The sequence below is a fragment of the Chloroflexus sp. genome (genome assembly GCF_056331925.1).
Genome location: NZ_JBWGQH010000029.1, coordinates 17,494 through 30,482 on the forward strand (window position 1 = coordinate 17,494; position 12,989 = coordinate 30,482).

Below are 12,989 nucleotides of genomic sequence, written 5' to 3' on the forward strand. Positions count from 1 at the left end.
TCTTCCGGTCCGACGACCCAACCGCTACCGTTAAAGAGAGGGCGCGAAGGGCGCAGAGTACGCGAAGTTGTTGGATCGTCTTCCGGTCCGACGACCCAACCGCTACCGTTAAAGAGAGGGCGCGAAGGGCGCAGAGTACGCGAAGTTGTTGGATCTGTATGGGATTGTAATCGGCGCGATCCTACCCAACTCAAAACAATGTTCACGCCCTTTGCGCCTTTGCGTTTAATACTTCGGCAAAGATGGATCCACTTCGTCGGCCCAGCGTAGAATACCACCGACCAGATTCTTCACCTTGCGGAACCCCACGCTCTTGAGCAATTCGACCGCGCGCCCACTCCGTGCGCCGCTGCGGCAATAGACCACAATTTCGCGGGCCGAATCAAGTTCATTGATTCGTTCAGGCAATTGGTCAATCGGTATCAGCTTATCGGTACCGGGGATCGAAGCAATTGCCACTTCATACGGGTTACGGACATCGAGTAAGAAGGGACGGTCGGGCCGTTCCAGCCATTCAGCTAGCTCACGGGGAGTAATCTCAAATTGGTTCGACAACGTCGACTCCTCTGGCACAAGACCACAAAACTGCTCGTAATCGATCAACTCAGTAATCGTTGGATGATCACCGCAGACCGGGCATGATGGGTTGCGGCGCAGCTTCAGCTCGCGGAAGCGCATTGCCAGTGCATCGTAGAGCAGCAGCCGCCCGATCAACGGCTCGCCAATACCTGTAAGCAATTTTATCACTTCTGTGGCTTGAATGGTACCGATCACGCCGGGTAATACTCCCAACACACCACCCTCGGCGCAGCTCGGCACTAACCCAGGTGGCGGTGGTTCTGGGTAAAGACAGCGGTAGCAGGGTCCGCCATCACGCACCGAAAAGACTGTTGCCTGGCCCTCAAAGCGGAAGATGCTGCCATAGACGTTTGGTTTGCCCAGTAGCACACAGGCATCGTTCGTCAGGTAGCGGGTCGGAAAATTGTCGGTACCGTCTACGATTACATCGTAGGGACGCATCAACTCCAACGCATTCTCCGAAGTAATCCGTGTCTCATATGTCGTAATCTCGATATACGGATTAAGGTCTTGCAGACGACGCTTGGCCGATTCGGTCTTCGCGATCCCGACGGTACTGGTGCCATGCACTATCTGACGCTGCAAATTTGAAGCATCAACCACGTCAAAATCGACCAGCCCAATATGACCAACACCTGCGGCGGCCAGATAGAGAGCTAACGGCGAACCAAGCCCACCAGTACCGATGAGCAGGACACTGCCTTGTTTAAGTCGGCGTTGACCGGCCATCCCGACTTCTGGCATGATCAGATGGCGCGAATATCGGGCAATTTCTTCGTTTGAAAGGGTTACCTCGCTCATTGCCGTCCTCCACCGGCAATTGCCGGAATAATGCTCACCGTATCGCCATCACGCAACGGTGTTGCTTCGCCATCGAGGTAGCGAATGTCCTCATCGCCGACGTAGAGATTGACAAAGCTGCGCAGCCGACCCCGATCGTCGAGCAAATGGCGACCTAGCGCCGGATACAGCTCAACAAGGCCGCGAATTAATCCGCCAACATCACTCGCGTCGAGCGTAACACTGGCGTTACCACCGGCATATTGGCGCAGTGCTGTGGGAATTGTTACCGTTACTGCCATCGTCTATGCTCCTTTTTTCTTATTGCACGCTTGTCAACTGCGGGATACAAAGATATTACCGATGCCAAAACCACCGTCTCATTCGGCAGTAGCAACTTCCACCGGCTCAGCAATAAAGCGTGTACCTTCGTTCACGAGCAACCATGAGGTCAGCTCGGCGGCAACACCGTTACGCACAGATTGAATGACAAACGAAAAACCTGAACCACTGATCGCCTGTGCGCCAATCCGGTCGCGCTCGGAGGGAATGGCAGCCGCATCCGGGTGTGAATGGTAACAACCAATGATTTCATAGCCCGCAGCACGCGCCGAGCGTTCAACACGCAAATAATCGCGCGGGTCGAGGTAGAAGCGATCGCGCCGCGAAGTCGGATCGTCGGTGATGGCCAATTGTAGCTGCCCACTCCATCGATTTTCGAGCGTTACCACTTCTAACACCGTCTTGTGTTCACCGTTCAACGTACCGACCAGCAATCCAACACATTCATCGGGATAGGTCGTTTCGGCATGAGCAACAATCGTTGCCAGCGCCTTCGCCGGAAGAATCAGTGCCATAGCCACCTTAGTTCGTTCGCCGTGTTTGATGTTGTTCACCACGCAACCTATCTTTCTGTGTACGCAGCAATGTCCATTACGATCAAATCCCAGCCCCTTCAGCAAACCCCGGGTCTTCCCAGAACCGTTCGCTGAGGTAACGATTAGCGCTATCGCACAGGATGGTGACCACCACCCCGCTGCCGGCCTCCCGAGCCACCCGAGCCGCAGCCACCACATTCGCCGCTGCTGAAATCCCGACCAACAGACCGGTTCGTCGCGCTAACCATCGCGCCATCGCAAACGCCTCTTCGCTCCGCACTTCAATCACTTCATCGGCCTGTTCGGGACGGTAAATTGCCGGCACAAATTTGGTTGAAGCCATGTGCTTCACACCTTCGAGAGCGTGGTACGGACTATCAGGCTGAACGGCAATCATGCGAATCGCCGGATTGTATTCACGCAAACGCCGGCTAGCACCCATAAAGGTACCACTTGTACCAAGGGCAGCCACAAAATGCGTAAGCCGACCATCAGTCTGTTGCCAGATTTCGGGGCCGGTGGTCTCGTAGTGGGCTTGGGGGTTGGCCGGATTGCTATACTGGTCAGGATAAAAGTAACGATCGGGATATTCGGCGACCAAGGCACGAATAGCAGCGATTGCGGCATCCATACCTTCAGCCGGATCGGTCAAGATCAATTCGGCGCCAAGCGCCCGTAAGATGCGGCGTCGTTCAAGGCTAGCGTTAGCCGGCATCGCCAGCGTCACTCCGTAGCCCAGTACCGCGCCGATGGTGGCATAGGCAATACCGGTATTACCGCTGGTGGCGTCGGCAATCCGCATTCCCGGTCGCAGCGAGCCGCGTTGCTCACCATCGCGGATCATCCAGAGCGCAGGACGATCCTTCACCGAACCACCAAGATTGTACCATTCGGCTTTACCGTAAAGCTCAATACCATCCGGCAGATCGAGAGCATGATGAAGCGGTAAAAGGGGGGTATGACCGATCAGATTGAGGAGTTCAGGTATCATCTTGGCTCACTTATAACCGGCACAATACGCGGTACTACGATTGGCGCATCGCCATCTGGGCAGCCGCCTTGAGCACACGGTACGCTAATGTCGCACACTGTGGCCGCGCTTGCAGAATATCAGGGCCAACCACCTCAATGGCGGTCACCTCATCGAGTGCAGCCAGATCGGCCAGGGTCGCACCCTGTAACCGTTCGATCAGAATTGATGCGGTACCCAGACTCACACTACAACCCTGACCCGTAAATTGAAGGGCTGTTAGGCGACCATCGGACGCCACATGCAGATAGACGGTCAACGTATCGCCACAATCAGGAACACCGCCGCTGTACGTCAATGCATCGGCGAGTTCGCCATAGTAGCGGGGGCGACGGTAATGATCGAGCAGGCGTTCGATAGCATCTTGGTGCGAAGCAGTCATGGGCGTGCAACCTAGGTATTAGTTAGCAAGACGGCGTCGCGTAGCGAGACGATTGCTCATACACAACGCGATACTATTCGGTCAACGGATAAACGAAGCATACCGCCTTTCGCTTATCCGTTGACGAATGAACGATCGTCTCAGTTAGACATTCTTCTCAATTGGCAAGCCAACACTGTTGCCCCACTCTGTCCAGCTACCGTCATAGTTACGCACGTGCGGATAACCGAGCAGGTAGGTGAGAACAAACCAAGTGTGGCTGCTGCGCTCACCGATACGGCAGTAAGCAATCACCTCTTTGTCTGGGGTTACGCCATGGGTAGCGTACAGCTCTTGCAACTCCTCAACACTCTTGAAGGTGCTGTCTTCATTCACAGCCTTCGCCCACGGGATATTGACCGCCGTCGGAATATGGCCACCGCGCAGCGTTCCCTCTTGTGGATAATCAGGCATATGGGTCCGCTCACCGGTGTACTCTTGCGGACTACGTACATCGACAAGAACACCCTTGCGCTGGCGGACAAACTCGAGCACTTGATCGCGGAAAGCACGGATCGTCGAATCATCACGCGGTGGCGCCACATACGAACCGGGAGGATACAATGGCACCTCGCGGGTGAGCGGGCGACCTTCTGCAATCCATTTCGCCCGACCACCGTTCATAATCCGCACGTCACGATGACCGAACAATTTAAAGACCCAAAATGCGTAAGTCGCCCACCAATTGTGCTTATCGCCGTACAGGACGACGGTAGTATCGTTGCTGATGCCCTTGGCCCGCATCAGTGCCGCAAACCGCTCGGAATCGAGGTAGTCGCGGATCACCGGATCGTTTAAATCCTGCACCCAGTCAATCTTCACCGCACCGGGAATATGACCAGTATCGTACAGTAACAAGTCCTCATCGCTCTCAACAATGCGAACCTTAGGATCGTTCAGGTGGTCGGCAACCCACTGGGTTTCGACCAGCGCTTCAGGATGGGCATAACCGCTCATTGCAACCTCCACTTGACCTGGAACTCTATTTCGCTGCCATTGTAGCGTGTTTTCAACAATTAGTCAAGTTCTTACTCAGAAAACTCAACAAATATCCGATCGTCGCGTACTTCACAGCGATACGTAGCAACCGGAGCAAACGCCGGCAATGTACGAGGCTTACCGGTGCGAAGTTCAAAGAGCGAACCGTGCATTGGGCACTCGACACATAACTCTGTAGTATCAAGCTCACCTTCGCTCAACGAGGCTTCATCGTGGGAACAGAGATCGTCAAGGGCATACACTTCACGCTCAGCAACGCGGAAAACGGCAATCCGGTGCCCATGAATAGTAAAGGCACGCCCACTACCAACCGGTACATCATCCAGCGAACAGACCTCAACCAACGACATAGATTGCTCCTTCATCTGACGACTACACAAACCGACACGCGACCGTTCACACACAATCACGCCATACACAACACGAGCGCTCCCATTGTTGGGAGCGCTCGCCATTCCCGCATCCCGCACTGCGGTCTAACCCACCGAACCTTCCATCTCAAGCTGGATAAGACGGTTCAATTCAACCGCATATTCCATCGGCAGCTCACGGGTGAACGGCTCCATAAAGCCGAGCACGATCATCGAAAGCGCGTCCGACTCAGAGATACCGCGGCTCATCAGGTAGAAGAGCTGCTCAGCACCGATGCGGCCAACCGTTGCTTCGTGGGCCAACGTGCAGCGATCCTCTTCGATCTCGATATACGGGATCGTATCCGACGCCGACTTCTCATCGAGGATCAGAGCATCGCAGTTGACATTGATCTTCGCGCCATAGGCACCCGGCGCCACCTTAGCTAAACCGCGGTAGGTTGTCTTACCACCATCTTTGCTCACCGACTTGTTGGTGATGCGCGAGGTCGTTTCGGGAGCGAGATGCACCATCTTGGCGCCAGCGTCTTGGTGCTGACCACGCCCGGCATACGCTACCGAGAGCACCTCACCACGCGCCTTGCGGCCCATCAGATATACCGACGGGTACTTCATGGTCAGCTTCGAGCCGATGTTGCCGTCCACCCACTCCATACTTGCCTCTTCATAGGCCACCGCTCGCTTGGTGACGAGATTGAAGATGTTGTTGGCCCAATTCTGGATGGTGGTGTAGCGGAACTTGCCACCTTTCTTGACAATGACTTCGACCACCGCCGAGTGGAGCGAGTTGGTGCTGTAGATCGGCGCCGTACAACCCTCGATGTAGTGGGCCTCAGCCCCTTCATCGATAATGATCAAGGTGCGCTCAAACTGACCCATCCGCTCAGCGTTGATGCGGAAGTAAGCTTGCAGCGGAATATCAACCTTCACACCCTTCGGCACATAGACAAACGAACCACCCGACCAGACCGCAGTGTTGAGCGCGGCGTACTTATTGTCTGCTGCCGGCACTATAGTGCCGAAGTACTCTTTGAAAAACTCAGGATATTCCTTCAACGCAGTATCAGTATCGAGGAAGATCACACCTTGCTTTGCCCACTCTTCGCGCAGCGAGTGGTAGACAACTTCTGACTCGTACTGAGCACCGACACCGGCGAGGAATTTACGCTCAGCCTCAGGAATACCCAACCGCTCGAAGGTGTTCTTGATCTCCGGCGGCACCGCATCCCAGTCGGTCTGTGGGCGTTCGTTGGCCCGCACAAAGTAGTGGATGTCGTCGTAGTTCAACTCGGCCAGTTCGGGATTGGCCCACATCCCGACAAGCGGCGTTGGCTTCTTATTGAAAATCTCCAACGCGCGTAGCCGTCGCTTCAACATCCACTCAGGTTCACCCTTCATGCCGGAAAGTTCGCGCACAATGCGCTCATTCAGGCCCTTGGGTGCTTTATAGACATAGCGCTCTTCCTGTCGGAAGCCGTAGCGCGAGTAGTCGAACTGCAAATTAACCGCTTCAGCGACCACTGTTTCACTCCTTTACTAGTATCGTGCGACGCCTCTTATATATCTTCATCCTCCTGCCCCACCCCATACAAACCGGCTTTGAGCGCCTTCAACGAGAGCAACGCGCACTTGAGCCGGGTAGGATTGTGGGCCAGCGGTATTCCAATGATCTCGAGCAAGTCATCCTTGCTAAACTGCTTGGCCTCGGCGACCGGCTTACCCTTAATCGCTTCGGTCAGAAGCGAAGCACTGGCCTGACTGATCGCACAACCACGACCGGTAAAACGCACATCAGCGATGACGTCGTTGACAATCGCTAGTTCGAGCCGGATCTGGTCGCCACACAACGGATTACGCTCCTCGCGAATCACCGTCGGTGCCGGCAAATGGCCGTAGTTGCGTGGATGACGGGCATGCTCGAGGATCTGTTCACGATAGATGTCATCCATAGCTGCTTCACGTACTAGGCAAAGATGTGCCGTGCCTTATGCAATGCCACCACCAACCGATCGATCTCTTCGGGCAAATTGTAGAGATAGAAGCTAGCCCGGGTCGTTGCCGGTACGCCAAGCACCCGATGGAGTGGCTGCGTACAATGATGGCCGGCCCGCACCGCCACCCCTTCTTGATCGAGGATAGCGGCTACGTCGTGCGGATGCACTCCTTCGAGCGAGAAACTCACTGCACCACCTCGATCCGACCCTGCCGGTGGCCCATAGACGGTCAGGCCCGGTACCTCGGCCAACCGCTCGAGGGCATATGCCGTCAATTCTTGCTCATAGGAGTGGATCGCCGTCAAACCGACCTCTTGCAGGTAATCGGCTGCTTCACCGAGCGCAATTGCCTCACCAATCGCCGGCGTTCCCGCCTCAAACCGAGCCGGCACGACGGCAAACGTGCTGTGATCGAGTTCAACCAGGTCGATCATCGAGCCACCACCGAGAAACGGCGGCATCGCGTTGAGCAGCTCACGCCGCCCCCATAGCACGCCGATTCCGGTCGGACCACACATCTTATGTCCACTAAAGGCAAGAAAATCGACCCCTAACGCCTGCACGTCTACCGGCATATGTGGTACACTCTGCGCAGCGTCGAGCAGCACCCGTGCCCCAACCGTTCGTGCCCGCGCCACAATCGGTTCAACCGGGTTAATCGTCCCAAAGACGTTCGATTGGTGTGTAAACGCAACCAACTTCACCCGCTCATCGAGCAAGCGGTCGAGGTCATCGAGCACCAACCGACCCTGACCGTCAAACGGCAAATAGACCAACTCAGCACCGGTGCGTTGTGCCAACAACTGCCATGGTACGATGTTGGAATGGTGTTCCATCATCGTGAGCAAGATGCGGTCACCGGCCCGAATATTGGCGCTCCCCCACGAATACGCAACCAGATTGATCGCCTCGGTGGTATTCCGCACAAAGATCACTTCGCGCTGACTTGGTGCATTGATCAGACGGGCCAGCTTACCACGTGCTCGCTCGTAGGCAAACGTCGCCTCCTCGCTCAGCCGGTAAACCCCACGATGCACGTTGGCGTTATAGCGCCGATAGTAATCTTCCAGCGTCTCGATAACGCGCTGTGGCTTTTGAGATGAAGCCGCACTATCGAGAAACGCCAGCGGCTTGCCATTCACCTGCTGATGAACAATCGGAAACTCGCGCCGCAAAGCTATCACATCAAATTGAGACAAAGTCGCCATAGCTGTACCTTCATCTGAGCACCGGTCTGATACCGGCGCCAGACTAGCCGTCAAAGTGATCGAGTGGTATGCTTCACGGTAAACCACCTCAACGGCAGCAATTAAATCTTTGCTGCGATTTCAGCGATCAACTCAGCACGCAACTCTTCGAGCGGAATCGTATCGAGCGCCGGCTCGAAGAAGCCCATCACGATCATCCGTTGCGCTTCGGCACGCGGAATACCGCGAGTTTGCATATAGAAGAGCTGCTCTTGATCGATGTCGCCGCTGGTTGACGCATGCCCACCTTTCAGCACATCATTCGTGCTAATCATCAGGCCGGGAATACTATCGTTACGCGCCTTGGGGCTAAGGTGCAAGGCATGCTCTTCCAGCCGAGTACTGGTAGCCGCCGACTCGTGCTCGATCTTGATCATACCATCGAAAACACTGTAGGCCGTGTCGTTGACTACCGTCTTAAATTGCATGAAACTCTCGCAATTATGACCGACGTGACGCATCCACGGCGCGATCACCAAGTTCTGGGTATCGGCAGCAAATGTCGCACCGAGCCAATTGAGGCGTGAACCATTACCAACCAGTGTCGTCTCGGCTTCGATATGCTGCACTTGACCACCAAGCTGGATCGACGTCCATTCCAGATTGGCATCGCGATTCAGGATGGCGCGCTGACCGGCCAGATGGTAGACACCGCGCCCCCAATGTTGAATGCTGATGAAGCGGACACTTGCTCCATCACCAACGAAGATCTCGGTGATCGGACCGGCAAAGGAACCGGCACGCTGATCGAGCGAGGTAAACTCCTCGATCAGCGTAACGCTCGCCTGTGGTTCAACGATAACTAAGGTGCGTGGAAAAATCGCTACACCATCGGCACCGAGCGTATAGATCAGGCGAAGCGGCACCTCGATAGCGGCGCCCCTTGGCACGTACAGGAACGCACCGTCTTGCCAGAGAGCAGCCCGCAATGCGCTAAACTTATGCTTCAACGGCTCAACTGCCGTATCCATATATTTCTGGATCAGTGCTTCGTGCGAGCGTAACGCCGCCGCCAGTGTCGTAAAGACAACACCTTGCGCAGCCAACGCCGGATCCCACTGGATCGCAGTCGCATGCGCACTATCCGAGGGAGTAATCGTCGTCGGATCAAGCTTGCTAAGATCGGTTCGCCGCCACTCAGGCGGATTCATCTGGGCAAAGGCAGCCCATGCTTGCCGCCGACGCTCGGTAAGCCATGCTGGCTCGCCGGCAGCTTGCGAACGCGCCACGACGAACTCGGCGCTGATCTCGTTCAAAGTAGGCAACGTTGTTGTCATGGGCATCTCCCTTAGGCGGCACCGGCCAGCTCCTCACGGAGCCAATCGTAACCCTTCTCCTCCAATTCAAGGGCCAGTTCAGGACCGCCCTCACGTACAATGCGACCGTCCATCATTACCGACACGACATTGGGTTTGATATAATTGAGCAGGCGCTGATAGTGGGTAATAACCAACACACCCATGTGTGGGCCGGCCATCCGATTTACACCATTAGCCACAATCCGCAGCGCATCAATATCTAACCCAGAGTCGGTTTCGTCGAGGACGGCCATCGACGGCTTAAGCAACATCATCTGTAAAATCTCAAGGCGCTTCTTTTCACCACCGCTAAAACCATCATTGAGATAACGACGGGCAAAGCTCTCGTCCATCTCTAGCAAGTTCAAGCCTTCACGAAGCAACTTGCGAAACTCAGCCGCCGGAATCGCCGTCTCCTTCGGATCTTTGCCCTCTTCTGCCCGGTGTGCATTGATCGCCGAACGCAAAAAGTTTGCCACTGTAACGCCCGGCACTGCTACCGGATACTGGAAAGCGAGAAACACACCCAGCCGGCTACGCTCATCAGGTTCAAGCTCCAGCAGATTATGGCCTTTGTACCAAATCTCGCCACCCGTTACCTCATACGCAGGGTGGCCGGCAATGATATACGACAGTGTACTCTTACCGCTGCCGTTAGGCCCCATAATTGCGTGGATCGTACCCTGACGTACCGTCAGATTCACACCGCGCAGGATTTCCTTATCACCAATCCGCGCGTAGAGATCTTTAATAACCAAATCGTTGCTCATGAACTCCTCACCACATCATACAAAATAGATAACCTTACACATCAGGATTAGCATCAGCAGCCGGTGGCGTTAATGTCAGTGGAATATCGTGTGGGCGCAGCACAAAGCGACAGTTGTGTGCGCCGGATCGGATCGTATCTTCGAGTACAAGCTTTTCGCCCAATACATACTCGATCATACGCCGCTCCATCGAACAGACCTCAGGATGATCGGCTGCCACATCGTAGAACGGACATGCGAACAAGCGTAACACATCGCCCTCAGGATCGATCTCAGCCGGCACACCACGCTGCTCGAGCAAAGCGCGCAGCTCATTGAGCCGAGCAGCCACGCCGGTACCGGCCATTCGATCGGCGTACTCGCTCGCCAAACGCCTACTTACCCGGTCAAGCAATTGCTCAACCTTCCCTTCCCCTTCTAGTTCGATCAGCTCACGCAGTAAGGTACTGATCAAGCGATCGTACTGTTTGGGGAAGGACTTCTGCGCTTTTTCCGACAAGGTATAAACCAGTCGTGGCCGACCCGGTCCGTTGCGCTCACTGGTCACTTCAACCATATCTTCTGCTTGCAGATGCACCAAATGATCGCGCACTGCCGTCGTGCTGACGCCGAGCAAATCGGCCAGTTCTTTGACGGTCGCTCGCCCATGGCGCTGTAAATAGCACAAGATCATGCCGGCCGGGCTATCAGGTGGGTACCGAGTGTGTTCCATAGTCGCACTACTCCGAACTACTACTGGATAGTCTACCAGCATTTTGAGCTATTGTCAATAAAAAAGCCAAAAACTTTTTTTATTCGAGGGCGTGGGGCGAACAGATACCTATTAGTGTAATTCTGTAATTGACATTACGAAATATTGGGGCTACACTACAGCATGTGCCCGACAGACCGGGGGCACACTGGCAATAGCGGGTGGCCGGCGCCACGGTCACCCGCCCGATCACAAGGAGTTTCGTATGCGCTGGGAGTACAAAGTTGTGTTTGTTGAGGCATGGCAGCGTGTCTCTGTTGAGGGGCACGAGAGCTATCCCGAAACCGGCGAACGCAATACCGGATTTGCCCGCCGCTTTCTCAACGGACTAGGTGCCGAAGGCTGGGAAGTGTGTGGTGTGCAACTGATTATGCCGGGGCGAAGCTATCTGATCCTCAAACGGCCATTGGCCGATGGTGCTGAACCCGATCTGTCGGTAGCACGTCGACCTAATCCAAACGCGCCGTAGTAACGCAAAGAACGCAAAGAACGCTGAGAGCGCAAAGCATGCAGACAGTTTCCTCCTCTTTGCGCTCTCATCTCCCACCATCCCGCGGATCGCGGCGAGGAGCGATCCGTGGACCGCGTGTCGTGAAAATACCACCTTCAGTAGCGTTACTCCGCTCGTGGGTCAGGCTAATGCTGGGAGGCTGTGGCCCGTCGCTCTGACCGACGGCCAACCGTTGCAATTCTTGCTGGCGTAATTCCTCTGCAAGCTCGAGGAGTTCCGGTTTTTCGCAATAGTAAAACTGTAGCGCTTTACCGTGCTCATCGATCCCGGTGTAACGAACCTCTACCAGACTACCGTGGGAAATAGCACCGGAGGCCATTAGATCGGCAAGCTGCGCATCAATATCTTTTAAAATGCGCTGCCGTAACGGACGAGCACCAAATCGTGAGTCAAACCCTTTTGTGAGTAAGTACTCTTTGGCTGCCGGCGTCACCTGCACTTGAACCGCGTAGCGCAAGTATTGCTGATTGCACTCGGCGATCATGCGGTCAAATACATGGCTTAGGGTTTCAGCAGAGAGTGGTCGAAAAGCGATAATTTCATCAAGCCGATTAATCCATTCCGGCTGAAAAACTTTCTGGAGTGCTTCAAACCCGATCTGATAAATATCGCGCCCTGTCGCCTCGACATCGATATGGGGTGTGCGAAAGCCAATCGTGCGTCGGTCGAGAAAATCGACCATCTCTTTTGCACCAACATTTGTCGTAAAGATCACGATGCTGTTCTGAAAACTGACCCGTCGCCCACCGTTGAGTAAGAGGATCTCGCCATCTTCCATCACTTGCAAGAGCAAGTTCCACAACTCCGGCGTCCCCTTTTCGATCTCATCAAACAAGACCACACTATGCTCTTGTTCGATAATATCAGGGTTAAGCAGTGGCTTCTGGTCGCGGCCAACATAGCTCGGCGGTGCGCCAACCAATGCACTCACTTCATGCCCTTGACTAAAGAGTGAGCAATCGATCTTGAGAAAGGCACTACCATCAGGCCGCAGCAGTTCGGCCAGCGCCCGGGCTGTCGCCGTTTTACCAACACCGGTGGGACCAAGAAACAAGAGGGTGGCGCGAGGACGGCGGTTATTACCGGCAGAAAAGCCATATCGTGACCGATTCAACACACGGATGATGCTCTCAATCGCTCGCTCTTGGCCGAAAATTTGGGCACGTAGTCGACGTTCAATCTCATCGAGTGGATTTTGATGACCGCGCACGGCCAATTTCATTTCACCATCACTCATAACGCCTCCCTTGCCAACCACCGGCTGTTCTGCCTCACTGCGCCAGTTTGGACAAAGCGCGCCTGTAATGATAGTGTCGGGATTGGCGCTGCCCATCGATACCGCACGCTATCTTGATGTGGT

The 12,989-nt window shown here is 54.9% G+C and carries 16 protein-coding genes; 1 reads left to right on the plus strand and 15 read right to left on the minus strand.

Going from position 1 to position 12,989, the window contains the following annotated elements; all coding sequences use genetic code 11:
* From AC01ZF_RS14350 to AC01ZF_RS14415, 14 genes are all read right to left on the minus strand, one after another.
* On the minus strand, nt 1-206 hold a 206-nt coding region (locus tag AC01ZF_RS14350), incomplete at its 3' end, for a hypothetical protein (protein ID WP_476575452.1).
* Between the two features lie 19 nt (nt 207-225).
* Nucleotides 226-1,380, minus strand: a complete 1,155-nt coding sequence (moeB, locus tag AC01ZF_RS14355; protein WP_424677245.1) for a molybdopterin-synthase adenylyltransferase MoeB — start codon at nt 1,378-1,380, stop codon at nt 226-228.
* Nucleotides 1,377-1,661: a MoaD/ThiS family protein gene (locus tag AC01ZF_RS14360; RefSeq protein ID WP_424677246.1), complete on the minus strand. Its 285-nt coding sequence runs from the start codon at nt 1,659-1,661 to the stop codon at nt 1,377-1,379. The genes moeB and AC01ZF_RS14360 overlap by 4 nt, the downstream gene beginning before the upstream one ends.
* Before the next feature lie 78 nt (nt 1,662-1,739).
* A complete protein-coding gene (locus AC01ZF_RS14365; RefSeq protein ID WP_012616235.1) occupies nt 1,740-2,216 on the minus strand; it encodes a M67 family metallopeptidase in 477 nt (158 codons plus the stop codon).
* An 82-nt stretch (nt 2,217-2,298) separates the two neighbouring features.
* Nucleotides 2,299-3,228: a PLP-dependent cysteine synthase family protein gene (locus tag AC01ZF_RS14370; protein WP_424677247.1), complete on the minus strand. Its 930-nt coding sequence runs from the start codon at nt 3,226-3,228 to the stop codon at nt 2,299-2,301.
* A 34-nt stretch (nt 3,229-3,262) separates the two neighbouring features.
* Entirely contained in the window at nt 3,263-3,649 is a 387-nt protein-coding gene (locus AC01ZF_RS14375; protein ID WP_424677248.1) for an iron-sulfur cluster assembly scaffold protein, read from the minus strand.
* A 144-nt stretch (nt 3,650-3,793) separates the two neighbouring features.
* Nucleotides 3,794-4,645 (minus strand): sulfurtransferase, encoded by an 852-nt coding sequence (locus tag AC01ZF_RS14380; protein ID WP_424677249.1) that lies wholly within the window; start codon nt 4,643-4,645, stop codon nt 3,794-3,796.
* 71 nt (nt 4,646-4,716) lie between these two features.
* Nucleotides 4,717-5,037 (minus strand): non-heme iron oxygenase ferredoxin subunit, encoded by a 321-nt coding sequence (locus tag AC01ZF_RS14385; RefSeq protein WP_287908651.1) that lies wholly within the window; start codon nt 5,035-5,037, stop codon nt 4,717-4,719.
* 126 nt (nt 5,038-5,163) lie between these two features.
* The gene (gene sufB / locus AC01ZF_RS14390) at nt 5,164-6,579 is read right to left on the minus strand and encodes a Fe-S cluster assembly protein SufB (RefSeq protein WP_424677250.1); all 1,416 of its coding nucleotides are present in this window, start codon (nt 6,577-6,579) and stop codon (nt 5,164-5,166) included.
* Between the two features lie 35 nt (nt 6,580-6,614).
* Nucleotides 6,615-7,007, minus strand: coding sequence for a Fe-S cluster assembly sulfur transfer protein SufU (sufU, locus tag AC01ZF_RS14395; RefSeq protein ID WP_424677251.1), 393 nt, complete (start codon nt 7,005-7,007; stop codon nt 6,615-6,617).
* A 14-nt stretch (nt 7,008-7,021) separates the two neighbouring features.
* Nucleotides 7,022-8,260: a cysteine desulfurase gene (locus AC01ZF_RS14400; protein WP_424677252.1), complete on the minus strand. Its 1,239-nt coding sequence runs from the start codon at nt 8,258-8,260 to the stop codon at nt 7,022-7,024.
* Between the two features lie 101 nt (nt 8,261-8,361).
* Nucleotides 8,362-9,576, minus strand: coding sequence for a Fe-S cluster assembly protein SufD (gene sufD / locus AC01ZF_RS14405; RefSeq protein WP_424677253.1), 1,215 nt, complete (start codon nt 9,574-9,576; stop codon nt 8,362-8,364).
* An 11-nt stretch (nt 9,577-9,587) separates the two neighbouring features.
* Complete coding sequence (sufC, locus tag AC01ZF_RS14410; protein ID WP_424677254.1) at nt 9,588-10,367, minus strand: Fe-S cluster assembly ATPase SufC; 780 nt, start codon at nt 10,365-10,367, stop codon at nt 9,588-9,590.
* 34 nt (nt 10,368-10,401) lie between these two features.
* Nucleotides 10,402-11,079, minus strand: coding sequence for a helix-turn-helix transcriptional regulator (locus tag AC01ZF_RS14415; RefSeq protein WP_424677255.1), 678 nt, complete (start codon nt 11,077-11,079; stop codon nt 10,402-10,404).
* 244 nt (nt 11,080-11,323) lie between these two features.
* Between AC01ZF_RS14415 and AC01ZF_RS14420 the strand changes: the two genes are divergently transcribed.
* Nucleotides 11,324-11,587 carry a DUF4177 domain-containing protein gene (locus AC01ZF_RS14420; RefSeq protein WP_424677256.1) on the plus strand — a complete coding sequence of 88 codons (264 nt, stop codon included), beginning with the start codon at nt 11,324-11,326 and terminating at the stop codon, nt 11,585-11,587.
* A 67-nt stretch (nt 11,588-11,654) separates the two neighbouring features.
* On the opposite strand, the gene AC01ZF_RS14425 is transcribed toward AC01ZF_RS14420, so the two are convergent.
* Nucleotides 11,655-12,866: an AAA family ATPase gene (locus AC01ZF_RS14425; protein WP_424677257.1), complete on the minus strand. Its 1,212-nt coding sequence runs from the start codon at nt 12,864-12,866 to the stop codon at nt 11,655-11,657.
* Nucleotides 12,867-12,989: the final 123 nt, after the last annotated feature.

Bases quoted from the DNA above. Each gene is read 5' to 3' on its own strand.
- moeB (WP_424677245.1), bottom strand. From the start codon at position 1,380: ATGAGCGAGGTAACCCTTTCAAACGAAGAAATTGCCCGATATTCGCGC.
- AC01ZF_RS14415 (WP_424677255.1), bottom strand. From the start codon at position 11,079: ATGGAACACACTCGGTACCCACCTGATAGCCCGGCCGGCATGATCTTG.
- sufD (WP_424677253.1), bottom strand. From the start codon at position 9,576: ATGACAACAACGTTGCCTACTTTGAACGAGATCAGCGCCGAGTTCGTC.
- AC01ZF_RS14370 (WP_424677247.1), bottom strand. From the start codon at position 3,228: ATGATACCTGAACTCCTCAATCTGATCGGTCATACCCCCCTTTTACCG.
- AC01ZF_RS14380 (WP_424677249.1), bottom strand. From the start codon at position 4,645: ATGAGCGGTTATGCCCATCCTGAAGCGCTGGTCGAAACCCAGTGGGTT.
- AC01ZF_RS14400 (WP_424677252.1), bottom strand. From the start codon at position 8,260: ATGGCGACTTTGTCTCAATTTGATGTGATAGCTTTGCGGCGCGAGTTT.
- AC01ZF_RS14365 (WP_012616235.1), bottom strand. From the start codon at position 2,216: ATGGCACTGATTCTTCCGGCGAAGGCGCTGGCAACGATTGTTGCTCAT.
- AC01ZF_RS14385 (WP_287908651.1), bottom strand. From the start codon at position 5,037: ATGTCGTTGGTTGAGGTCTGTTCGCTGGATGATGTACCGGTTGGTAGT.
- AC01ZF_RS14375 (WP_424677248.1), bottom strand. From the start codon at position 3,649: ATGACTGCTTCGCACCAAGATGCTATCGAACGCCTGCTCGATCATTAC.
- sufC (WP_424677254.1), bottom strand. From the start codon at position 10,367: ATGAGCAACGATTTGGTTATTAAAGATCTCTACGCGCGGATTGGTGAT.
- AC01ZF_RS14425 (WP_424677257.1), bottom strand. From the start codon at position 12,866: ATGAGTGATGGTGAAATGAAATTGGCCGTGCGCGGTCATCAAAATCCA.
- AC01ZF_RS14420 (WP_424677256.1), top strand. From the start codon at position 11,324: ATGCGCTGGGAGTACAAAGTTGTGTTTGTTGAGGCATGGCAGCGTGTC.
- sufU (WP_424677251.1), bottom strand. From the start codon at position 7,007: ATGGATGACATCTATCGTGAACAGATCCTCGAGCATGCCCGTCATCCA.
- AC01ZF_RS14360 (WP_424677246.1), bottom strand. From the start codon at position 1,661: ATGGCAGTAACGGTAACAATTCCCACAGCACTGCGCCAATATGCCGGT.